Consider the following 23,437-nt stretch of genomic DNA (forward strand, 5'->3'; position numbering starts at 1 on the left):
CCTACTTCTAACACCTGTGGGAGCGGGCTTGCCCGCGAAGAGGCCGGAGCATCCAAAACCTCTTCAGTGGTGATCCATCGCTTTCGCGGGCAAGCCCGCTCCCACAGGGATCGCCGGTAACTTTCAGGAAATCGCCATGAGCTTTATCACCGAAATCAAAACCTTCGCCGCGTTAGGCAGTGGTGTCATCGGCAGCGGCTGGGTGTCCCGCGCCCTCGCCCATGGTCTGGATGTAGTGGCCTGGGACCCAGCGCCCGGGGCCGAGGCGGCGCTGCGCAAGCGTGTCGCCAACGCTTGGGGCGCCCTGGAAAAACAAGGCCTGGCACCCGGCGCCTCACAGGATCGGCTGCGTTTTGTCGACACCATCGAGGCCTGCGTAAAGGACGCCGACTTCATCCAGGAAAGCGCCCCGGAACGCCTTGAACTGAAACTTGAACTGCACAGCAAGATCAGCGCCGCGGCCAAGCCCGATGCACTGATCGGTTCCAGCACCTCGGGCCTGTTGCCCAGCGAGTTCTTTGAGAGCTCGACCCACCCGGAACGCTGCGTGGTCGGCCACCCGTTCAACCCGGTGTACCTGCTGCCGCTGGTGGAAGTGGTCGGCGGCAAGCACACCGCGCCCGAGGCGGTACAGGCGGCCATGCAGGCCTATGAGTCCCTGGGCATGCGCCCCTTGCACGTGCGCAAGGAAGTGCCGGGATTCATCGCCGACCGCTTGCTCGAGGCCTTGTGGCGCGAGGCGTTGCACCTGGTCAACGATGGCGTGGCCACCACCGGTGAGATCGACGACGCGATCCGCTTTGGCGCAGGCCTGCGCTGGTCGTTCATGGGTACTTTCCTCACCTACACCCTGGCCGGTGGCGATGCCGGGATGCGCCACTTCATGGCGCAGTTCGGTCCGGCCCTGCAACTGCCGTGGACCTACCTGCCCGCACCGCAGTTGACCGAAAAACTGATAGATGATGTGGTGGACGGCACCCGCGAACAGCTGGGCAACCACAGCATTGCGGCGCTGGAGCGCTATCGTGATGACTGCCTGTTGGCCGTACTGGACGCGGTGAAAAATACCAAGCAAAAGCACGGGATGAGCTTCAGCGACTAATGTATCGGCTGTTCTGGCGCTTTCGCGGGCAAGCCCGCTCCCACAGGTTTTCACTGCCCATGTGGGAGCGGGTCGGGCGGCGTTCCGCTTGCCCGCGAAAGCGCCAGTCCCGTCACCACCCCTATCGGAACCTGAAGCATGCCCACCCTCACCACCTACCAAACCACCATCATCCCTGACTGGGTCGACTACAACGGCCATCTGCGCGATGCCTTTTACCTGCTGATCTTCAGCTATGCCACCGACGCGCTGATGGACCAGTTGGGCATGGACAGCAACAACCGCGAGGCCACCGGCAACTCGCTGTTCACCCTCGAACTGCACCTCAATTACCTGCACGAAGTGAAGCTCGGCAGCGACGTCGAAGTGCGCACGCAGATCATCGGCCACGACCGCAAACGCCTGCACCTCTATCACAGCTTGCACCTGGCGGGAGAGGCACAGGAACTGGCGGGCAACGAGCAGATGCTGCTCCACGTCGACCTTGCCGGCCCGCGTTCGGCGCCGTTCAGCGAGCAGGTGACGAACAAGCTGCTGGCCATGACCGCGCTGCAATCAGACCTGCCCACTCCCGCCTATATCGGCCGGGTGATCGCCCTGCCGCCAGAAAAATAATCACAATAAAAAGGAGCGCCCATGAACACCGCCGCCCCCATTGCCGACTTTCGCCGTTACCCAATGATCAGCGCGTTGACCGCCGTGCAAACCCTGGCGGATCGCGTTTCAGTGAAGTGGGCTGATGGCCGGACGAGCCCCTTCCACCATCCCTGGCTACGGGATAATTGCCCCTGCGCCGAATGCGTCTACAGCGTGACCCGCGAGCAGGTCCTGGAGATCGTCGACGTCCCTGAAAACCTGCTCCCCCGCAGCACCCGGGTGGACAGCGATGGCTGCCTGCACATCGACTGGCAGGACGGCCATGTCAGCCGCTTCGACCCCGGCTGGTTGCGCGCCCACGCCTATGACGATGCTTCCCGCGCCGAGCGCCGCGCCGCAAAACCGCAAAGCCAACTGTGGGACAGCCAGTTGCAGCTGCCGGTGTTCGAGTACCAGGCGCTGATGGAAGACTCCCAGGCTCTGCTGCAATGGCTGCTGGCACTGCGCGATATCGGCCTGAGCCAGGTGCGTGGCGTGCCCACCGAGCCGGGCTCACTGACATCGATCGCCAAGCGGATTTCATTCATTCGCGAGAGCAATTTTGGCGTGCTGTTCAACGTGCAATCGCGCGCCGACGCCGACAGCAACGCCTACACCGCCTTCAACCTGCCGCTGCATAGCGACCTGCCGACACGGGAGTTGCAACCGGGGCTGCAATTTCTGCACTGCCTGGTCAACGAAGCGCAGGGGGGCGAGAGTATTTTTGTCGATGGTTTTGCCATCGCCCACGCTTTGCGCCAGGAGGACCCCGAGGCTTTTCGTGCGCTGTGTGAAATCCCGGTGGAGTTTCGCAACAAGGACCGCCACAGCGACTACCGCTGCCAGGCACCGATCATTGCCCTCGATGCATTCGGACAAGTGGCGGAGATCCGCATGGCGAATTTCCTGCGCGGACCGTTCGATGCTTCGGTCGAACAGATGCCCGACCTCTATCGGGCCTATCGGCGTTTTATCGCCATGACCCGCGAGCCCCGCTTCCGTCTGGTCCAGCGCCTGCAGCCCGGCGAACTCTGGTGCTTCGACAACCGCCGTACCCTGCACGCCCGCAACGCCTTCGACCCCACCAGCGGGGCCCGGCACTTCCAGGGTTGTTATGTGGACCGCGATGAATTGTTGTCACGGATCCTGGTGTTGCAGCGCTAGCATTGATCGCGAGCAAGCTCGTTTTGCAGGCCCTTGTAGGAGCGAGCTTGCTCGCGATGAGGCCAGCCCAAAGACTTCATACCCCCGAATTCACCGGCAAAAAAAGCCCCGATCCAGCCGTGACTGGATCGGGGCCCAAGGTACTGTTGAGGAGCCGATGCGCGAGGGTGACCAAACCTTCGTGTAGCGAGCTGGGATCAGTGTGCCCACTCCCCGGCAGGGTGAGTTAGCCGAAAACGACCTGTTCATAGGTATTGCGGCCATAACGACAATTCGCCCTTGCCCACACCCCAAGCCCCCACCAGAATCGAATCACGACACCGTTCCCTGAAGAAGGATTGCGTCATGATGCACGCCGATTTGATAGACCAGGAAGACCTGCTGGGCCAACTGAAGTCATTGGGGTTTCAAGTACCGAGCGGCTCCACCGCCGAGCAGGCGTGCGAGTGTGCGGTGCGCGGCTTGAACGATGAGCGGGCCAATACCCTGCGGACCATGATCAAGCAGATGTACACCAGCAGCGCAACCATCCTGCCGGCCGTGCGCCAGGCCATCGACAAGCAGCTGTTGCCGGCATTGACGGCGTATCAGCAAAGCCGCAGCGCCTGATAAAACGCCTTCGCGGGCAAGCCCGCTCCCACACTGGATCTGTGTCGTTCACAAATCAATGTGGGAGCGGGCTTGCCCGCGAATAAAGGCGACTCGGTTTAAAGCCTTACGCTAGCGAACGTCGACTCATTACGCGCCTGGCTCAACGCCGACATCGGCCCGGACAACGGCGCCAGCACCAGTGCCTGCGGAATCGGCATCATCGCCACTTGCTGGGAGTTGTTGGAGCCAACACGTTCGTCACGCGGTGGAATGCCGAAGTATTCGCGGTAGCACTTGGAGAAGTGCGGCGTGGAGACAAAACCGCAGACCGAAGCCACCTCGATGATCGACATCGGCGTTTGCTTGAGCAACTGCCGGGCGCGGATCAGGCGCAGCTTGAGGTAATAGCGTGACGGTGAGCAGTGCAGGTATTTCTGGAACAGCCGCTCCAGTTGCCGACGCGACACAGCGACGTAGACCGCCAGTTCATCAAGGTCGATCGGCTCTTCCAGGTTGGCTTCCATCAGCGCGACGATTTCCTGCAGTTTCGGCTGGTTGGTGCCCAACATGTGCTTGAGTGGCACGCGCTGGTGATCCTGTTCGTTACGAATGCGCTCGTAGACAAACATTTCCGAAATCGCCGCCGACAATTCGCGGCCGTGATCGCGGCTGATCAGGTGCAGCATCATGTCCAGCGGCGCGGTTCCGCCAGAGCTGGTGAAGCGGTTGCGGTCGAGGGTGAACAAGCGGGTGCTCATGGCTACGCGCGGGAAGGCTTCCTGCATCGCGGCCAGGCATTCCCAGTGCACGCTGCAATCAAAACCGTCCAGCAACCCTGCGCAAGCCAGCGCCCAGCTGCCGGTGCACACGGCGCCGAGACGGCGCGATTGACGGGCCTGGCTTTGCAGCCATGACACGTGTTCGCGGGTCACCGTACGCTGGATGCCGATACCGCCACAGACGATGATGGTGTCCAGTGGCGGCGCTTTGTGCATGGAGGCGTCGGGGGTGATCTGCAGGCCGTCACTGGCCCAGACCTGGCCGCCGTCGACGGTGAGGGTCGTCCAGCGATACAGCTCGCGACCGGACAACTGGTTGGCCATGCGCAGCGGTTCGACTGCGGAGGCCAGAGAAATCAGCGTGAAATTGTCCAGCAGCAAAAAGCCGATGGATTGAGGCGCACGGTTCTGGGGTTGAGCCCCGGAGTTGAACGACGTCATCGCGGTATCTCCTCACACAAAGCGGGTGATGGCCTCAGGCGGAGGCTCTTGTTATGGCCATCGTTCTCGCGCGGGAGACGGGCTTTGTAATGACAGAGCAATTGCCATGCCTAAAGTTGAATGGCTATTCAATAACTCCTGAAAACGACGTCGCCATGTGTCTATATATGTCTATAGAGCCCACTGGGCGAGTAAGGATTATCGGGCTGGCAAGTGCACTGTCCCGCAGGCTGTGAGCAAATCGGTAGCACTTGTGGGAACAGGGCTACAGGGCATCGGCAAAGAGTGTCACCGCAGGCACGGCTGACAGACGGTCCGGGCCGGATTGGATCCCTGGGCGGGAGTCGCGGGCTTATCTGAGAGCGACGCGCCAAAAGGTGGCGCGTCGCGGTGTGGGTGTTCATTTAGTGCGCAGTTTTGACTGGTCTGGCGGTATCGCGAGTTCTCAACACTCCACCGCACTCACCGCCAAGCCACCGCGCGAAGTCTCTTTGTATTTGTCATGCATGTCGGCTCCGGTGTCACGCATGGTGCGGATCACCCGATCCAGGGAAATGAAGTGCTGGCCATCGCCGCGCAAGGCCATCTGCGCCGCGTTGATCGCCTTCACCGCGGCAATTGCGTTGCGCTCGATGCAGGGCACTTGGACCAGGCCGCCGACTGGGTCGCACGTCAGCCCCAGGTTATGCTCCAGGCCGATTTCCGCCGCGTTGCACAATTGTTCCGGCGTGGCCCCGAGAATCTCCGCCAGCCCGGCCGCGGCCATGGCGCAGGCAGAACCGACCTCGCCCTGGCAGCCGACCTCGGCGCCGGAAATCGACGCGTTCTTCTTGCACAGGATGCCCACGGCCGCGGCACCGAGAAAGTAATCGACCACATTGGCCTCGGTCACTGCCTCGCTGAACTTCATGAAGTAATGCAGCACTGCCGGGATGATCCCCGCTGCGCCGTTGGTCGGCGCCGTGACCATGCGCCCACCGGCAGCATTTTCTTCGTTGACCGCCAGGGCAAACAGGTTGACCCACTCCATGGCGCTCAAGGTCGAGCCGATCACATTGGGCTTGCCCAGCTCTTGCAGGCTGCGATGCAACTTGGCAGCGCGCCGGCGCACGTTCAGGCCACCCGGCAGGATGCCTTCGTGTTTGAGGCCCTGCTCGACGCAATCCTGCATGGCGCGCCAGAGCTTCATCAGGCCGCTGCGGATTTCTTCTTCCGAACGCCAGACTTTCTCGTTCGCCATCATCAATTCGGCGACCCGCAGGTTGTGTTTCTGACACAGCGCAAGTAACTCCACCGCGCTGGAAAAGTCGTAGGGCAGCACGGTGCGATCCAGGTCAACCACGCCACTCGACGCCTGGGCCTCATCCACCACAAAACCACCACCGACCGAATAGTAGGTATCGCGGTGCAGCTCGCCCGCCTCACCTTCAGCCACCAGCGACATGGCGTTGGGATGGAATGGCAGGTTTTCGTCGATCAGGCGCATATCCCGCGACCAGACGAAGGGCACCGGCAAGCGCCCATCGAGCAGCAAGGTCTGGGTTTCACGCAGGATCTCGATACGGATGCCGATTAACGACGGATCGATCGCATCCGGCCATTCCCCCATCAAGCCCATGATCACCGCATTGTCGCTGCCATGGCCGATACCCGTGGCCGACAACGAACCATACAACTGCACCTCAATGCGTCGTACCTGCTCCAGCAGGCACTTTTCCCGCAGCGACTCGACGAACAACGCGGCTGCGCGCATGGGGCCGACGGTGTGTGAGCTGGAGGGGCCGATGCCGATTTTGAACAGGTCGAAAACACTGATAGCCATGACGTACGGGACTCCTCGATGAGCGGATTCCAGGCGTCAAAGCGCCTGGCGACGGAGCTGCTACGCTCAAGCAGCAATCCGTTGACTGGCCGCATCATCAGGCTTTTGCGAGGTCGTTCGACGTCTCACACCGACGTAACCATGCCCACTAACGCCGCTGGCCGCAGACGACACATTACGGCGTATTTTTTGCGGTGCAGAGCGCTGAAAAGGTCCGAATAAAGCTGTAAACGACCTCGCTGACACTGGATGCGACCCTCCCTGTACTGGATACGACGCACCCTGTAGGCGTCAGATTTTCACTGGTACATGATCGGTTACGACTCGATTGCGAGGCGCCGGGGCAGAGCAGTCGCCAGGCGCCACCAACCGCAACACTTATAAGTGCGGTGTCCGGTCGGAACACCGCCAAAAAAAACACCAAGGAGTCCACCTATGAAAGGTTCCCCGTCGTTGTTGTTGGCCGCCATGCTGAGTCTGCCGGTGCTGGCTCAAGCCGCAGAACCGGCTCAATGCAGCACCGTAAACTTCTCCGATGTTGGTTGGACCGACATCACCGTGACGACCGCCACCACCAGCGTCATCCTCGACGCCCTCGGCTACAAGACCAAGACCACCATGATCTCCGTGCCCGTGACCTACAAGTCGCTGGCCGACGGCAAGAACATGGACATCTTCCTCGGCAACTGGATGCCGACCATGGAAAACGACATCAAGCCGTACCGCGAGGCCGGCACCGTGGAGACCGTGCGCGCCAACCTGGAAAACGCCAAGTACACCCTCGCGGTGCCAGAGGCGCTGTACGAAAAAGGTCTGAAGGATTTCGCCGACATCGCCAAGTTCAAGAAGGAGCTGGACGGCAAGATCTACGGGATCGAGCCGGGTAACGACGGCAACCGCATGATCCAGAGCATGATCGACAAGAACGCCTTCGGTCTCAAGGACGCTGGTTTCAAGGTCGTCGAATCCAGCGAAGCCGGCATGCTGTCCCAGGTTGAGCGCGCCTCGCGCCGCAACACCGACGTGGTGTTCCTGGGCTGGGAACCGCACCCGATGAACACCCGATTCAAGATGAAGTACCTGACCGGCGGGGACGAGTTCTTTGGTCCCAACTATGGCCAGGCCACCATCTACACCAACACTCGCAAGGGCTACAGCCAGGAGTGCAGCAACGTTGGCCAGTTGCTGAAGAACCTGTCGTTCACCCTGAACATGGAAAGTACCCTCATGGGTAACGTTCTGGACGACAAGATCAAACCGGACGCGGCTGCCAAAGCGTGGCTGAAGAACAACCCACAGGTCCTCGATACCTGGCTCGCTGGCGTCACCACCATTGACGGTAAACCAGGCCTGGAAGCCGTGAAAGCCAAACTCGGGCAGTAATCGCGACGCCGGGCGAGCGTGCTCGCCCGGGCTGTTTTTTTCCTTGCATGCGGACGTTCACTACCATGCTGATTGATCAGAAAATCCCTTTAGGCCAGTACATCGCTGCCTTCGTTGAATGGTTGACGCAAAACGGCGCCAATACCTTCGATGCGATTGCCACGACACTGGAAACGATGATCCACGGCGTGACGTTTGCGCTAACCTGGTTCAACCCGCTGGCATTGATCGGCCTGATCGCCTTGCTGGCGCACTTCATTCAACGCAAATGGGGCCTGACCGGCTTCGTCATCCTGTCGTTCCTGCTGATCCTCAACCTGGGTTACTGGCAGGAAACCATGGAAACCCTGGCCCAGGTGTTGTTCGCCACCCTGGTCTGCGTGCTCATAGGCGTGCCGTTGGGCATCGTCGCTGCGCATAAACCGATGTTCTATACCATGATGCGTCCGGTACTCGATCTGATGCAGACCGTACCGACGTTCGTGTACCTCATTCCTACCCTGACCCTGTTCGGTCTGGGTGTTGTCCCGGGGCTGATCTCCACGGTGGTGTTCGCGATTGCCGCGCCCATCCGCCTGACCTACCTGGGCATTCGTGATGTGCCACAAGAACTGATGGACGCCGGCAAGGCCTTCGGCTGCTCGCGCCGGCAGTTGCTCTCGCGAATAGAACTGCCCTATGCGATGCCGAGCATCGCGGCCGGTATCACCCAGTGCATCATGCTGTCGTTGTCGATGGTGGTGATTGCCGCGCTGGTGGGTGCCGATGGCCTGGGCAAACCCGTGGTCAACGCACTGAACACCGCCGATATCGCCCTGGGCTTTGAAGCCGGGCTGGCGATCGTCCTGCTGGCAATCATGCTCGACCGTATCTGCAAACAACCCGATGCCAAAGTAGTAGGGGGTGACGCATGAGCATAATCCGCTTCGATAACGTCGACGTTATCTTCGCCAAGGATCCACGCGAGGCCCTCAAGCTGCTGGACCAGGGCATGACCCGCAATGAAATCCTGAAAAAGACCGGCCAGATCGTTGGCGTGGAAAAGGCCAGCCTGGACGTCGAGAAAGGTGAAATCTGCGTGCTGATGGGCCTCTCCGGCTCCGGCAAATCGAGCCTGCTGCGTTGTATCAACGGTCTGAACACGGTGAGCCGCGGCAAGCTGTTCGTCGAGCACGAAGGCCGGCAGATCGATATCGCCTCGTGCACCCCGGCAGAGCTGAAAATGATGCGCACCAAGCGCATCGCCATGGTGTTCCAGAAGTTCGCCCTGATGCCCTGGCTGACCGTGCGCGAGAACATCAGCTTTGGCCTGGAAATGCAGGGTCGTCCCGAAAAGGAACGGCGCAAGCTGGTAGACGAGAAGCTTGAGCTGGTGGGCCTGACGCAATGGCGCAACAAGAAACCCGATGAGCTGTCCGGTGGCATGCAGCAACGTGTCGGCCTGGCTCGCGCCCTGGCGATGGACGCCGACATCCTGCTGATGGACGAACCCTTCTCGGCCCTCGACCCACTGATCCGCCAGGGGCTGCAGGACGAACTGCTGGAACTGCAACGCAAGCTGAGCAAGACCATCGTGTTCGTCAGCCACGACCTCGATGAGGCGCTGAAACTGGGCAGCCGCATCGCAATCATGAAAGACGGCCGGATCATCCAGTACAGCAAGCCCGAAGAGATTGTGCTCAACCCGGCCGACGACTATGTGCGCACCTTCGTCGCCCACACCAACCCGCTCAACGTGCTCTGCGGTCGCAGCCTGATGCGCACCCTGGACAACTGCAAACGCATCAACGGTTCGGTGTGCCTGGACCCGGGCGGCGATTCGTGGCTGGACCTGGCCGAAGGCAACACCATCAAGGGCGCCCGCCAGAACGGTGCAAGCCTGGACCTGCAGAATTGGGTCCCGGGGCAAGCGGTAGAAGGCCTGGGCCGACGGCCGACCCTGGTGGACTCCAGCATCGGCATGCGTGACGCGCTGCAGATTCGTTACCAGACCGGCAACAAGCTGGTGCTGCACGACAATAACCATGTGGTGGGGATTCTCGGCGACAGCGAGCTGTACCACGCGCTGCTTGGCAAGAACCTGGGATAGACCGGCAGCAGACACAAAAACGCCGCGAGAGGATCGCGGCGTTTTTGTTTATAGGGAAATCTGGGTATGCAGGTTGACGCTAGTGGCACCATCGCGGGCAAGCCCGCTCCCACAAGGACGGTGTTCATCCTGTGGGAGCGGGCTTGCCCGCGATGAATACGGCGCAGTGCTTAAAATGAAACACCGCGCCTTATCGAAACTCAGCTATAGACACGGCCAAGGAGCTGCCGATGGCTTTCAAACTGATCGAGCACGTCACGGGTGATCTGATCCTGGGTGAAGCCCATCAAGTCGTACTCCTGGCTGCCGTTGTGCAGGTACACCTCGGCGCGGTAGTAACGGGTGCGGGTTTCGTCCGGGCTCGGCGATTCACTTGGCGCCGCCAGGTAACCGTCCAGGCTGACTTCGTAGACAAACGGGTTGCCCTCTTCCATCTCGATCCGCAGGCCCATGCAGCGCTTGGCTTTGCCCAGCAGCGTTTGCACGTCCAGCCCTTGCGTGCGCAACTGCACCGCCGCGTCTTCCAGCGCCGGGCTCACGTGCTTGTCCATGAAACGTTGCACGATCGCCTGGGTCGGTTGCAGTTCCAGTGCCGTCAGCCGCTCGCTGAATCCACGACGACCACGCGCCGCCAGCTCGGCCTGTTCCTGTTCGATCTGCACGTCCTGGCGCATGGCCTTGTGCAAGCCGAACATGAAGCACACCAGCACCACCGAGAACGGCAGCCCAGCCAGCACCACCATGGTTTGCATGGCTTCGAAGTTCCCAGCGAACAACAGGCCGATGGTCACCAGGGTGATCACGACCGACCAGAAGATCCGCAACCAGTGCGGCGCATCTTCATCGACGTTACCGCCCTTGCAGGACAGGTTCGCCATCATCACCGCGCCGGAGTCGGCCGGGGTCAGGAACAGCACGAAGCCGACAAAGATCGACACCCCGATCACCACTTTCGATGCCGGGTAATGCTCGAGCAACTGATAGATCGCCATCGACGGCTGCTCGAGTGCCGTCTTGCCCAGCTCCACCGCCCCCTGGTTCATCACCAGGTCCAGGGCCGAGTTACCGAAGATCGACAGCCACGCCAAGGTGAAACCCAGCGGAATCAGGAGCACACCGGCGACCAGTTCACGCACGGTCCGGCCACGGGAAATACGCGCGATGAACATGCCGACGAAAGGTGCCCAGGAAATCCACCAGGCCCAGTAGAACAGGGTCCACAGGCCCAGCCAGCGCTCGGACTTGGCGGTGTCGGCTTCGTACACATACAGGTCGAACGTCTTCAGCACCACGCCGTTGAGGTAGTCACCGACGTTCTGCACAAAACCGTTGAGCAGGTGCAGGGTCGGGCCGAACAACAGCACAAAGATCAGCAGGCCACTGAACAGCACGATGTTCAGGTTGGACAGGCGACGAATGCCGTTTTCCACACCCGACACGGCCGCGATGGTCGCCACGGTGCTCATCACGATGATCACGATCAGCAGGTTGGTATTGCTGTGCTCCATGCCGAACAGGTTCTCCAGCCCCGACGACACCTGCAGCGAGCCAATCCCCAGGTTGGTCACCAGGCCCAGCAGGGTCACGAACATGCCGAAGCCGTCCACCGCATGCCCGGCCGCACCCTTGACCCAGCGCTCGCCGACCAGCGGATAGAGCGCAGAACGCAGCGCCAGCGGCTGGTTGTGACGGTAGGCAAAGTACGCCACGGCCAGGCCGACCAGGGCGTAGATCGCCCAGCCGTGCAGGCCCCAGTGCAGGAACGTCAACTGGACTGCCTGGCGCGCGGCCAACTGGCTGCCCGCCACGCCTTCCGGCGGGTTGAAGTAGTGATCCAGAGGCTCGGATGCGCCGAAGTACAACAGCGAGATGCCGATACCGGACGAGAACAGCATCCCGGCCCAGGCGCCATAGCTGAAGTCCGGGGTATCGTCCTTGCTGCCCAGCTTGAGCTTGCCGTAGGAGGAAAACGCCAGGCCGACCACAAACACCAGGTAGGCGGCGATCACCACCATGTAGTACCAGCCAAAGCTGCGCGACAACCAGGCCTGGGCAATCCCCAGCATTCTCCCGGCTTCTTGCGGCGCGGCAATGAGAATGGCGGTCAACAGCAGGATCAACGCGGTAGAGGTGTAGAACACCCAACCGTTGACCGTCACCTTCTCGGGTGGGGTCTTTATCAGAGAGGCAGAACTCATTGCACAGATGCTCCAGGCAGTGCGGGAGAAGGACACAAGGCAAAGCAGCACCCGACTAATCGGTTAGTGGGCAGCCGACCGACGGGTGATATAAAGACACCCCGAAAAAAGCCCGAAGCCCGCAAGCGCCAGAGCGCGTGGGTTTCGAGCATTTTTGGATGCCGTTTTTCCGCCAACCGTACGTAGGAAAAACCTGTAGGTAGCGACGATTTGTCGCAGATCTTATTCTTTGTTGATTGAACGCTCAATCAAAACAAAATAGACTGGCCTTCAATCCGACAGACGTTTTGCGCCTGTCGGAAGGCCTAAGGAGATGTGCAGATGCCCAAGGTCGGTATGCAACCCATCCGCCGCCAGCAATTGATCGAAGCCACCTTGCTGGCCGTAGATCAGGTCGGTATGGGGGACGCCAGCATTGCGCTGATCGCCCGTTTGGCTGGTGTCTCGAATGGCATCATCAGTCACTACTTCAAGGACAAGAACGGCCTGATCGCCGCCACGGCGCAGTACCTGATGAGCGTCCTCAGCGAGAACGTCACCGCGCGCCGTCAGGCGCTGGAGGACAACAGCCCGCGGGCACACCTGCAGGTGATTATCGAAGGCAACTTCGACGCCAGCCAGGTCAATGGCCCGGCAATGAAAACCTGGCTGGCCTTCTGGGCCACCAGCATGCACCACCCGTCTTTGCACAGGTTGCAGCGGATCAACGATCACCGCTTGTATTCCAACCTGTGCTGCCAGTTCCGCCGAGTGTTGCCGCTTGAACAAGCGCGCAGTGCAGCCCGCGGCCTGGCAGCCCTGATTGACGGCCTGTGGTTGCGCGGCGCGCTGTCGGGAGATGCTTTCGACACCACGCAAGCGCACCAGATTGCGTACGAATACATGGATTTCCAACTGGCCAAGCAGGCGTGCTAGAGCACACATAAAACGCTCAGCCCCTGAACTGTCGCGGATCGGTGATGCCACATCAATAAGGCAGCACCGTTGCGACCAACGCCAACCACTTATGCACTTGCGAGGACTTTATGGCCCGTTTCGAACTGCAAAAACTCTACATCGACGGCGGCTACACCGACGCTGGCAGCGACGCCACCTTCGAAGCCATCAACCCGGCTAACGGTGAAGTTCTCGCCAACGTGCAACGTGCCACTTTCGACGACGTTGAACGCGCCGTTGTCAGCGCCGAAAAAGGCCAGAAGATCTGGGCCGCGATGACCGCCATGGAGCGTTCGCGCATCCTGCGCCGCGCCGTCGACATCCTGCGTGAGCGCAACGACGAACTGGCCGCCCTGGAAACCCTGGACACCGGCAAGTCGTACTCCGAAACCCGCTACGTCGACATCGTCACCGGTGCTGACGTGCTGGAATACTACGCCGGCCTGGTGCCCGCCATCGAAGGCGAGCAGATCCCGCTGCGCACCACTTCGTTCGTCTACACCCGTCGCGAGCCGCTGGGCGTCGTGGCCGGCATCGGCGCGTGGAACTACCCGATCCAGATCGCCCTGTGGAAATCCGCCCCGGCCCTGGCGGCGGGCAACGCGATGATCTTCAAGCCGAGTGAAGTGACGTCCCTGACCACCCTGAAACTGGCCGAGATCTACACCGAAGCCGGCGTTCCAGATGGCGTGTTCAACGTCCTGACCGGCAGCGGCCGTGAAGTCGGCACCTGGCTGACCGAGCACCCGCGCATCGAGAAGATCTCCTTCACTGGCGGCACCGACACCGGCAAGAAAGTCATGGCCAGCGCTTCGAGCTCCTCGCTCAAGGACGTGACCATGGAACTGGGCGGCAAGTCCCCGCTGATCATCTTCGACGACGCCGACCTCGATCGCGCCGCCGACACCGCCATGATGGCCAACTTCTACAGCTCCGGTCAGGTCTGCACCAACGGCACCCGCGTATTCGTGCCGAGCCACCTGAAAGCCGCTTTTGAAGCCAAGATCGCCGAGCGTGTTGCGCGCATCCGTGTGGGCGACCCGCAAGACGAGAACACCAACTTCGGCCCGCTGGTCAGCTTCGCCCACATGGAAAGCGTGCTGGGCTACATCGCCAAGGGCAAGGAAGAAGGCGCCCGCGTACTGTGCGGCGGCAACCGCCTGACCGAAGGCGAATTCGCCAAGGGCGCGTTCGTGGCACCGACCGTGTTCACTGACTGCACCGACGAGATGACCATCGTGCGTGAAGAAATCTTCGGCCCGGTGATGAGCATCCTCACTTACGAAACCGAAGAAGAAGTGATCCGTCGTGCCAACGACACCGACTTCGGCCTGGCCGCCGGTATCGTCACCAAGGACCTGAACCGCGCCCACCGCGTGATTCATCAGCTCGAAGCCGGTATCTGCTGGATCAACGCCTGGGGCGAATCCGACGCCAAGATGCCGGTCGGTGGCTACAAGCAGTCGGGCGTGGGCCGTGAGAACGGCATCAGCTCGCTGAACAACTTCACACGCATCAAATCGGTACAGGTCGAACTGGGCGATTACGCCTCGGTGTTCTAAGACCCGAGTCTTGCATTGCCCGCGAGGGCCTCTTCGCGGGCAAGTCGAATCGTCGCACCGCCGCTCCCACAGGTTTGGAGTCGCCCATCAAATCTGTGGCAGCCCCCAATCCTTGTGGGAGCTGGCTTGCCAGCGATTCGAGTGCGCAGCACTCGCCGAGGCCTGACCTGAACCAACTTTAAAGAGGGTGCATCCAATGTCCCAAGAATACGACTACATCATTGTGGGTGCCGGCTCCGCCGGTAACACCCTGGCGACCCGTCTGACCGAAGACGAAGGCGTCACCGTCCTGCTGCTGGAAGCCGGCGGCCCGGACTATCGTTTTGACTTCCGCACACAAATGCCCGCAGCCCTGGCGTTTCCGCTGCAAGGCCGACGCTACAACTGGGCCTACGAAACCGATCCAGAGCCACACATGGACGGTCGCCGGATGGAATGCGGTCGCGGCAAGGGCCTGGGTGGCTCGTCCCTGATCAACGGCATGTGCTACATCCGTGGCAACGCCATGGACTACGACGGCTGGGCCAAGATCCCTGGCCTGGAAGACTGGACCTACCTGGACTGCTTGCCGTATTTCCGCAAGGCGGAAACCCGCGACATCGGCGCGAACGACTACCACGGTGGCGAAGGCCCGGTCAGCGTGACCACGCCTAAAGCCGGCAACAACCCGCTGTTCCACGCGATGGTTGAAGCAGGCGTACAGGCCGGTTACCCGCGCACTGAAGACCTCAACGGCTATCAGCAAGAAGGTTTCGGTCCGATGGACCGTACCGTCACGCCTAAAGGCCGTCGCGCCAGCACCGCTCGCGGCTACCTGGACACCGCCAAAAAGCGTTCGACCCTGAACATCGTCACCCACGCCCTGACCGACAAGATTCTGTTTGAAGGCAAGCGTGCGGTCGGCGTGCGTTACCTGGTCGGCAGCGCCGAAGAGCGGGTTGAAGCCCGTGCCCGCAAGGAAGTGCTGGTGTGCAGCGGCGCGATTGCGTCCCCGCAACTGCTGCAACGTTCCGGCGTCGGCCCGGCCCAACTCCTGGAAAGCCTGGACATCCCAGTAGTTCACGACCTGCCGGGCGTGGGCGAGAACCTGCAGGATCACCTTGAGCTGTACCTGCAATACGCCTGCACCCAGCCGGTGTCCCTGTACCCCTCGCTGCTCTGGTACAACCAACCGGCCATCGGTGCCGAGTGGCTGTTCAACGGCACCGGGATCGGCGCCAGCAACCAGTTCGAAGCCGGCGGTTTCATCCGCACCCGTCCTGACTTCGAGTGGCCGAACATCCAGTACCACTTCCTGCCGGTGGCGATTAACTACAACGGCAGCAACGGGGTGAAAGAGCACGGTTTCCAGGCACACATGGGCTCCATGCGTTCACCAAGCCGCGGGCGGATCCAGGTCAAGTCCAAGGACCCACGCCAGCACCCGAGCATCCTGTTCAACTATATGGCCAGCGAGCAGGACTGGCAGGAATTCCGTGACGGCATCCGCCTGACCCGGGAAATCATGCAACAACCGGCTCTGGACGCGTTCCGTGGTCGCGAGCTGAGCCCGGGCATCGAGGTGCAAACCGACGAGCAACTGGACACCTTCATCCGCGAACACGCCGAAACCGCGTTCCACCCGTCCTGCTCGTGCAAGATGGGCACCGACGAGATGGCAGTGGTCGATGGTGAAGGCCGCGTCCACGGGATGCAGGGCCTGCGTGTTGTCGATGCCTCGATCATGCCGCTGATCACCACCGGCAACCTGAACGCACCAACGATCATGATCGCCGAGAAAATCGCCGACAAGATCCGCGGTCGCCAGCCGTTGCCACGCAGCCAGGCCAAGTACTACGTCGCGGGCGAAGCCCCGGTACGTGGCAAGCCCCTGCGGGAAGTGAGCCGGACCGCGCAATAACCCGGCGCCTTCGGCGCATCGCGGGCAAGCCCGCTCCCACAGGAGAATGAGGTCTCTTGTGGGAGCGGGCTTGCCCGCGATGGCGTCCGACTAGACGCCACACCCCTCCCTCCCGCACCTATACCACCCTTGCCCCCACCCCCCGCGCCGGCCTACTCTAGGCACCGCGCAAACGTTTCACCCCCCGCCCCACCGACAAGCCGCCACCTGGCTGGCCACGAGGCTTACTCATGTTTGATGTCGTGTCTTCGAGCAAATGGCCCACCGGCTATCTGATCAATCCCAACGTAGAACCCCTCGATCCAAAATGGCTGACCGAGTTCAGCAAGATCCCCGCCGCCGCAGTCAGTGACTGCCTGGGACGCAACGTCGGAGGCCTGGGGCTCAAGGCCTTCCATGGCAATGCACCGATGCTCGGCAGTGCCCTGACTGTGCGCGTACGCCCCGGCGACAACCTGATGATCCTCAAGGCCATGCAGATGGCCCGTCCCGGTGACGTACTGGTGATCGACGGCAGCGCCGACCTGACCCGCGCCGTGTTCGGCGGCATCATGCGCGCCATGGCGCTCAAGGCCGGTATCGTCGGCGTGGTGATCAACGGCGCCCTGCGCGACCTCGACGAATGGCAGACCGGCGAGCTGCCGGCCTATGCCATCGGTGGCGTGCACCGGGGCCCGAGCACCGACGGTGGTGGCGAGATCAACGTACCGATCTCCTGCGCCGGCATGCTGGTAGCACCTGGCGACCTGATGATCGGCGACGGTGACGGCGTCGTCGCCGCTGCCCGCGCCGAATTGCCGGAACTGTTGGTGCGTTGCCACGACCTGCTGGCCCGCGAACAGGCTACGCTTGCCGCTATCGAAGCCGGCACCCTGGACCCGGATCGTTTCGACGCCATCCTGCGCGCCAAGGGTTGCCCGGTCTGACGCCAAAAGCATCGCGAGCAAGCTCGCTCCCACAGGTTCGAGGTTGGATCACAAACCTGTGATCCAACCCACAAGGAGGTTCGTGCATGTTCGATTTCCACCCCCAGCTCAAGCAGCGCTTCGCTGCCCTGCGCACCGGCGCTGAATTTTTTTCGCTGCGCTACGTGCGCGAGTCTGGCCAGTACCTGTCGGTACGCAAGAACGTCGCCGAGCCACCTCACCTGAGCCGCGACGAAGGCGCGATGCTGACCGCCCGGGTCAATGGCGTCGAAGCCTATGCCGCGACCAACGACCTGTCGCCCGCCGGCCTGCAGGCCGCCCTCGACCGCGCCGAACAACAGGCCCGCGCGCTCGCTGCCCACGCCCTGCTCGATCTGCGCCGGCACGCCGTCTCCAGCGAACGTGGCGACTACCTGTCACCGGATCTGCAACAGCCCTTCCCGTCCCTCAGCGAGTGCTACCAACTGCTCGGCGCTGAATCCGCCGCCGTGCCCAAGGACGACCGCCTGGTGAACTGGCAGGTCAGCATCGGCATCAATCATGTCGAACAGATTTACCTCAACAGTGCCGGCGCCGAACTGCGCCAGGCGCAACGTTTTGTCTACCCAGGCCTGGACGTCACCGCCTACGACGGCAATGACAGCCAGACCCGCAGCCTGGGCCGCGAGAACTTCGGCCAGCAAGGCAGCGCCGACGTCATCAGTCGTTGCGGGCTGATCGGCGCCGGCCCCCTGGTCGCCGACCAGGCCCTGCAACTGCTGCTCGCCCCCAACACCCCGCAAGGCCCGCGCGACCTGCTGCTGATGCCCGACCAGATGATGCTGCAGATTCACGAATCCATCGGCCACCCGCTGGAACTGGACCGCATCCTCGGTGACGAGCGCAATTACGCCGGCACCAGCTTCGTCAAGGCCAGCGACTTCGGCCACCTGCAATATGGTTCCAGGCTGCTCAACGTGACCTTCGACCCGGACATTCCCGAAGAGCTCGCCAGCTACGGCCATGACGACGACGGTACTGCCGCCAGCAAGCAGTTCCTGATCCGCGAGGGCCGGCTGGAGCGTCCGTTGGGCGGTGCGCTGTCGCAGTTTCGCGCCGGTCTCGACGGCGTCGCCAACAGCCGCGCCTGCGGCTGGAACCGGCCGCCGATCGACCGCATGGCCAACCTCAACATCGAGCCGGGCGAGCAGTCCCTGGAACAACTGATTGGCGGCATCGAACACGGCGTGCTGATGTCGACCAACCGCTCCTGGTCCATCGACGATGCGCGCAACAAGTTCCAGTTCGGCTGCGAGTGGGGCCAACTGATCGAGAACGGCGAACTCAAGGGCGTGGTGAAGAATCCCAACTACCGGGGCATCAGCGCGCAGTTCTGGAACAACCTCAGTGCCGTAGGCGACCGCAGTACGCTCAAGGTGCTGGGCACGCCGAACTGTGGCAAAGGCGAACCGAACCAGGTGATCCGCGTGGGTCATGCCTCGCCGGCCTGCGTATTCAGCAACATTGATGTGTTTGGGGGAGATGCCTGATGAGCAGTGCATTGAGTCAGGTCGAACAGTTCAAGGCCCTGGTGTCGTGGCTGCGCAGCGCCCTGCGCGAGTCGGAGCAATTCACCTTGAGCTATGCCGCCGAATCCTCGGCGTTCGTACGCTTCAACCACGCCAAGGTGCGCCAGGCCGGAGAGGTGCAACAGGCCAGCCTGGGCTTCAAGCTGATCGACGAGGGCCGGCATGCCGACCTCAACATCACCCTGGCCGGCGACCCGCAAGTCGACCAGCAGCGTCTGGCCGAGGGCCTGCAGCAATTGCGCGAGACCCTGCCCTTGCTGCCACCGGACCCGTACCTGCTGCTCAACCACAATGGCTGGCAGAGCAAGCAAGTGCAGGAGCATCCGCTGCCAGACACCGCCCAGGTGGTGGAACAGATCGCCCGCGCGGCCGAAGGCCTGGACCTGGTCGGTTTTTATGCCGCCGGTCCCATCAGCCGGGGTTTCGCCAGCTCGGCTGGGGCTTTCGGTTGGCACCAGGCCAACAGCTTCAACTTCGATTTCAGCCTGTTCCACGCCAACGGCCAGGCGGTAAAGGCCAGCTACGCTGGGCACGACTGGAGCGATGCCGGTTTTGCCAAGCGCTTCGAACAGGCGCGCGAGCAACTGGAGTTTCTGGGCCGCCCCCTGCATACCCTGGCACCCGGGCAATACCGGGCCTACCTGGCACCCGCCGCGCTCGACGAGATTCTCGGCATGCTCTGCTGGGGTGGGTTCTCGGCGCAGTCGATTGCCAGCAAAAGCAGTCCGTTGCAAAAACTCTACGGCGGCGACCAGCACTTCAGCCCGCTGCTGGATCTTGCGGAGAAAGTCAGCGGTTCCCTGAGCCCGGCATTTTCCGGCGAGGGCTACCCACGCAGCGACCTGGCCCTGATTGTCGCCGGCGCGGCAGGTGAACAACTGGTGAGCTCGCGCAGCGCTGCCGAGTATGGCCTGACCGCCAACGGTGCCGGCGGCGGAGAGTCGCCCAGCGCCCTGAACATGGCCGCCGGCACCTTGCCCGAAGCCGAGATTCTCAAGCAACTGGGCACCGGCCTGTACATCAGCAACCTGTGGTACCTGAACTACTCGGACCAGCCGGCCGCGCGCCTGACGGGCATGACCCGTTTCGCCACCTTCTGGGTCGAGAACGGCGAGATCCAGGCACCGGTCAGCACCATGCGTTTCGACGACAGCGCCTACAGCCTGCTGGGCTCGCAACTGGAAGCGCTGACCCAGGAGCGCGAGCTGATTCTGTCGGCCAGCACCTACGACCAGCGCGCCACGGCATCGGCGTTGCTGCCAGGCGCGCTGGTCAGCCGCTTGACCCTGACCCTGTAAACACAATCCGTAGCAGCTGGCGAAGCCTGCGTTCGCCAGCCGCGACAGGGGTTCCATCGCTCTGCGGCTGATGTCATCAAATAATGCCTAGAGGTCCCATGCCCAATCGCCCTGACCTGGACGCCACCACCGCCCGCTGGATTCCCTGGGTGGTGGCGATTGCGTTTTTCATGCAGTCCCTCGACGGGACCATCCTCAACACCGCCCTGCCCGCCATGGCCCGCGACCTGGCCGAAGACCCATTGCGCATGCAGGGGGTGATCATTGCCTACATGCTCACCGTGGCATTGCTGATTCCCGCTTCGGGGTGGATAGCCGACCGCTTCGGCACCAAGAAAATCTTCTTCGGTGCGATCCTGCTGTTCAGCTTTGGCTCCCTGCTCTGCGCGATGTCGGAGACCCTGAGCATGCTGATCGGCGCCCGAGTGATCCAAGGCCTGGGCGGCGCCTTGATGCTGCCGGTCGGGCGCCTGGTGGTGCTGCGCGCCTACCCGCGTTCGGAGCTGGTGCGGATCATGGGGTTCATCACCATTCCCGGTCTGCTCGGCCCGCTGATCGGGCCTACCATGGGCGGCTGGATGGTGCAGTACCTGACCTGGCACTGGATCTTCCTGATCAACCTGCCCGTGGGACTGGTCGGTTGCTACGCCGTCTGGAAGTTCATCCCCGACCTGCGGGGCAGTGAGCGCACGCGCTTCGATGGCCTGGGCTTCGTGCTGTTCGGCGCGGCCATGGTGCTGATTACCATCGCCATGGAAGGTCTGGGCGAACTGCACCTGCCGCACCTGCGGGTGATGTTGCTGCTGTTTGGTGGCATGGCCTGCCTGGCGGCCTACTGGCTGCGGGCCGGACACATCGACAATCCGCTGTTCGCGCCGTCGCTGTTCAAGACCCGGACCTTTGCGGTGGGCATCCTGGGCAACCTGTTCGCCCGCCTGGGCAGCGGTGCATTGCCGTTCCTGGTGCCGTTGCTGCTGCAAGTGGCGCTGGGTTATTCGCCCTCCCAGGCCGGGATGAGCATGTTGCCGCTGGCCGCGGCCGCGATGCTTGCCAAGTCGGTAGCGCGACCGTTGATCGAGCGTTTTGGCTACCGCATCGTGCTCACCGGCAACACCCTGGCGCTGGGGATCATGCTGGCAAGCATGGGTCTGGTCAGCGAGCAGACGCCATATTGGCTGTTGCTGGTGCACCTGGGAGTTCTCGGGGCAATCAACTCCCTGCAGTTCACCGCGATGAACACCGTGACCCTGATCGACCTCGACGACGCCAGCGCCAGCAGCGGCAACAGCCTGCTGTCGGTGGTCGCGCAACTGTCCCTGAGCCTTGGGGTAGCCTGTGCCGGTGCGTTGCTTGGCGGCTTTACCGCCGAGGTCGGCAACGATGGCGTGGAGACCATTCTCGGGGCATTCCAGATGACCTTTGTCACCGTGGGCATCATGGCGATGCTGGCCGCGACGATCTTCTCCCAGCTGTCCAGAGAAGACGGACGGCGCGTCAAACGTCCGGAACAGCACATCGAACCTTAGGGCGAATGGCCACCGGGCTGGTACACTGCGCGACATTTTGTTTTGCAGGCCAGTCCCGTGACCACCATCGCCACCGCTTTTAATACTTTGCCGCTGTCCGCCGCCATGCTGGCTAACCTCGACTCTTTGGGTTATGCCGAGATGACGCCGATCCAGGCGCAAAGCTTGCCGGTGATCCTCAAGGGGATGGATCTGATCGCCCAGGCCAAGACCGGCAGCGGCAAGACCGCCGCCTTTGGTATCGGCCTGCTGAACCCGATCAATCCGCGCTTCTTCGGTTGCCAGGCGCTGGTCATCTGCCCGACCCGCGAACTGGCCGACCAGGTTGCCAAGGAAATCCGTCGCCTGGCCCGTGCCGAAGACAACATCAAGGTCCTGACCCTGTGTGGCGGCGTGTCATTCGGCCCGCAGATCGGCTCCCTGGAGCACGGCGCGCACATCATCGTCGGCACCCCGGGCCGCATCCAGCAACACCTGCGCAAGGGTTCGCTGGTCCTGCACGGCCTGAACACGCTGATCCTCGACGAAGCCGACCGCATGCTCGACATGGGTTTCTACGATTCCATCGAAGAAATCATTGCCCAGAGCCCGGAGCGCCGCCAGACCCTGCTGTTCTCCGCCACGTACCCAGTGGGCATCAAGCAACTGGCCGCCAAGTTCATGCGCAACCCGCAGCAAGTGAAGGCCGAGGCGTTCCACGACGACAGCCAGATCGAACAGCGCTTCTTCGAGATTTCCCCGGAAGAGCGCATGGACGCCGTGGTCAAGGTGCTTGCGCACTACCGTCCGCAGTCCACCGTGGCCTTCTGCTTCACCAAGCAGCAAGTGCAGGAAACCGTCGACCACCTGACCGCCAAGGGCATCTCTGCCGTCGGCCTGCACGGTGACCTGGAGCAACGTGACCGTGACCAGGTCCTGGCGATGTTCGCCAACCGCAGCACCTCGGTGCTGGTCGCCACTGATGTGGCTGCCCGCGGCCTGGACATCGATGCGCTGGACATGGTGATCAACGTCGAGCTGGCCCGGGATTCGGAAATCCACATCCACCGCGTCGGCCGTACCGGTCGTGCCGGTGAAAAAGGTATCGCGATCAGCCTGGTGGCGCCGTCCGAAGCCCACCGCGCCCAGGCCATCGAGCTGCTGCAGAAGTCGCCGCTGAGCTGGGATCAACTGAGCAACCTGCCCTCCCAGGGCGGTGGTCCGCTGCTGCCGGCCATGAGCACCCTGTGCATCGGTGCCGGGCGCAAGGACAAGGTTCGTCCGGGCGACATCCTCGGCGCACTGACCGGCGACGCCGGCGTGCCGGGTGCCCAGGTCGGCAAGATCGCAATCTTCGACTTCCAGGCCTACGTGGCCGTGGACCGCAGCATCGCCAAGCAGGCTGTGCAGCGCTTGAGCGAAGGCAAGATCAAGGGCCGCTCGTTGCGCGTGCGGATTTTGTAAGCGATCTTCATCCCAACGAAGATCCCTGTGGGAGCGGGCTTGCCCGCGATAGCGGACTGACAGACAACATCAA

Annotated in this window: 18 protein-coding genes; 15 read left to right on the forward strand and 3 right to left on the reverse strand. The window is 62.2% G+C overall.

Going from position 1 to position 23,437, the window contains the following annotated elements:
- Positions 1 to 136 precede the first annotated feature (136 nt).
- The 4 genes from QMK50_RS11920 (at position 137) to QMK50_RS11935 (ending at position 3,511) form a co-directional block, all read left to right on the forward strand.
- On the forward strand, positions 137 to 1,102 hold the full coding sequence (locus QMK50_RS11920) for an L-carnitine dehydrogenase (protein ID WP_320333173.1): 966 nt from the start codon (positions 137 to 139) through the stop codon (positions 1,100 to 1,102).
- 138 nt (positions 1,103 to 1,240) lie between these two features.
- Complete coding sequence (locus tag QMK50_RS11925) at positions 1,241 to 1,717, forward strand: thioesterase family protein (protein WP_095164378.1); 477 nt, start codon at positions 1,241 to 1,243, stop codon at positions 1,715 to 1,717.
- Between the two features lie 21 nt (positions 1,718 to 1,738).
- Positions 1,739 to 2,902 carry a gamma-butyrobetaine dioxygenase gene (locus QMK50_RS11930; RefSeq protein WP_320333174.1) on the forward strand — a complete coding sequence of 388 codons (1,164 nt, stop codon included), beginning with the start codon at positions 1,739 to 1,741 and terminating at the stop codon, positions 2,900 to 2,902.
- A gap of 345 nt (positions 2,903 to 3,247) precedes the next feature.
- On the forward strand, positions 3,248 to 3,511 hold the full coding sequence (locus tag QMK50_RS11935) for a hypothetical protein (protein ID WP_159998327.1): 264 nt from the start codon (positions 3,248 to 3,250) through the stop codon (positions 3,509 to 3,511).
- Between the two features lie 98 nt (positions 3,512 to 3,609).
- On the opposite strand, the gene QMK50_RS11940 is transcribed toward QMK50_RS11935, so the two are convergent.
- Positions 3,610 to 4,713 (reverse strand): GlxA family transcriptional regulator, encoded by a 1,104-nt coding sequence (locus QMK50_RS11940; RefSeq protein ID WP_095164384.1) that lies wholly within the window; start codon positions 4,711 to 4,713, stop codon positions 3,610 to 3,612.
- Positions 4,714 to 5,158: 445 nt separating this feature from the next.
- Entirely contained in the window at positions 5,159 to 6,535 is a 1,377-nt protein-coding gene (locus QMK50_RS11945; RefSeq protein ID WP_159998329.1) for an L-serine ammonia-lyase, read from the reverse strand.
- Positions 6,536 to 6,970: 435 nt separating this feature from the next.
- Here QMK50_RS11945 and QMK50_RS11950 point away from each other — a divergent pair, with 435 nt between their 5' ends.
- From QMK50_RS11950 to choV, 3 genes are all read left to right on the forward strand, one after another.
- A complete protein-coding gene (locus QMK50_RS11950; protein ID WP_095164388.1) occupies positions 6,971 to 7,918 on the forward strand; it encodes a choline ABC transporter substrate-binding protein in 948 nt (315 codons plus the stop codon).
- Positions 7,919 to 7,983: 65 nt separating this feature from the next.
- Positions 7,984 to 8,832: a choline ABC transporter permease subunit gene (gene choW / locus QMK50_RS11955; protein ID WP_095164390.1), complete on the forward strand. Its 849-nt coding sequence runs from the start codon at positions 7,984 to 7,986 to the stop codon at positions 8,830 to 8,832.
- Complete coding sequence (gene choV, locus QMK50_RS11960; RefSeq protein ID WP_095164392.1) at positions 8,829 to 10,007, forward strand: choline ABC transporter ATP-binding protein; 1,179 nt, start codon at positions 8,829 to 8,831, stop codon at positions 10,005 to 10,007. Before choW ends, choV begins: the two co-directional genes overlap by 4 nt.
- Positions 10,008 to 10,207: 200 nt before the next feature.
- On the opposite strand, the gene QMK50_RS11965 is transcribed toward choV, so the two are convergent.
- A complete protein-coding gene (locus QMK50_RS11965; protein ID WP_237235030.1) occupies positions 10,208 to 12,148 on the reverse strand; it encodes a BCCT family transporter in 1,941 nt (646 codons plus the stop codon).
- 378 nt (positions 12,149 to 12,526) lie between these two features.
- Here QMK50_RS11965 and betI point away from each other — a divergent pair, with 378 nt between their 5' ends.
- From betI to dbpA, 8 genes are all read left to right on the forward strand, one after another.
- Positions 12,527 to 13,120 carry a transcriptional regulator BetI gene (gene betI / locus QMK50_RS11970; RefSeq protein WP_095164396.1) on the forward strand — a complete coding sequence of 198 codons (594 nt, stop codon included), beginning with the start codon at positions 12,527 to 12,529 and terminating at the stop codon, positions 13,118 to 13,120.
- 110 nt (positions 13,121 to 13,230) lie between these two features.
- Complete coding sequence (betB, locus tag QMK50_RS11975; RefSeq protein ID WP_095164398.1) at positions 13,231 to 14,703, forward strand: betaine-aldehyde dehydrogenase; 1,473 nt, start codon at positions 13,231 to 13,233, stop codon at positions 14,701 to 14,703.
- A gap of 196 nt (positions 14,704 to 14,899) precedes the next feature.
- Complete coding sequence (betA, locus tag QMK50_RS11980) at positions 14,900 to 16,603, forward strand: choline dehydrogenase (protein ID WP_095164400.1); 1,704 nt, start codon at positions 14,900 to 14,902, stop codon at positions 16,601 to 16,603.
- Between the two features lie 230 nt (positions 16,604 to 16,833).
- Positions 16,834 to 17,529, forward strand: a complete 696-nt coding sequence (locus QMK50_RS11985) for an RraA family protein (protein WP_095147478.1) — start codon at positions 16,834 to 16,836, stop codon at positions 17,527 to 17,529.
- A gap of 86 nt (positions 17,530 to 17,615) precedes the next feature.
- Positions 17,616 to 19,058 (forward strand): TldD/PmbA family protein, encoded by a 1,443-nt coding sequence (locus QMK50_RS11990; RefSeq protein ID WP_320333175.1) that lies wholly within the window; start codon positions 17,616 to 17,618, stop codon positions 19,056 to 19,058.
- Positions 19,058 to 20,395, forward strand: coding sequence for a TldD/PmbA family protein (locus tag QMK50_RS11995; protein WP_320333176.1), 1,338 nt, complete (start codon positions 19,058 to 19,060; stop codon positions 20,393 to 20,395). Before QMK50_RS11990 ends, QMK50_RS11995 begins: the two co-directional genes overlap by 1 nt.
- Positions 20,396 to 20,493: 98 nt before the next feature.
- On the forward strand, positions 20,494 to 21,921 hold the full coding sequence (gene mdtD, locus QMK50_RS12000) for a multidrug transporter subunit MdtD (protein WP_320333177.1): 1,428 nt from the start codon (positions 20,494 to 20,496) through the stop codon (positions 21,919 to 21,921).
- Between the two features lie 105 nt (positions 21,922 to 22,026).
- A complete protein-coding gene (gene dbpA / locus QMK50_RS12005; protein WP_237235031.1) occupies positions 22,027 to 23,364 on the forward strand; it encodes an ATP-dependent RNA helicase DbpA in 1,338 nt (445 codons plus the stop codon).
- Positions 23,365 to 23,437: the final 73 nt, after the last annotated feature.

This window comes from Pseudomonas sp. P5_152 (assembly GCF_033989915.1).
Lineage (GTDB): Bacteria > Pseudomonadota > Gammaproteobacteria > Pseudomonadales > Pseudomonadaceae > Aquipseudomonas.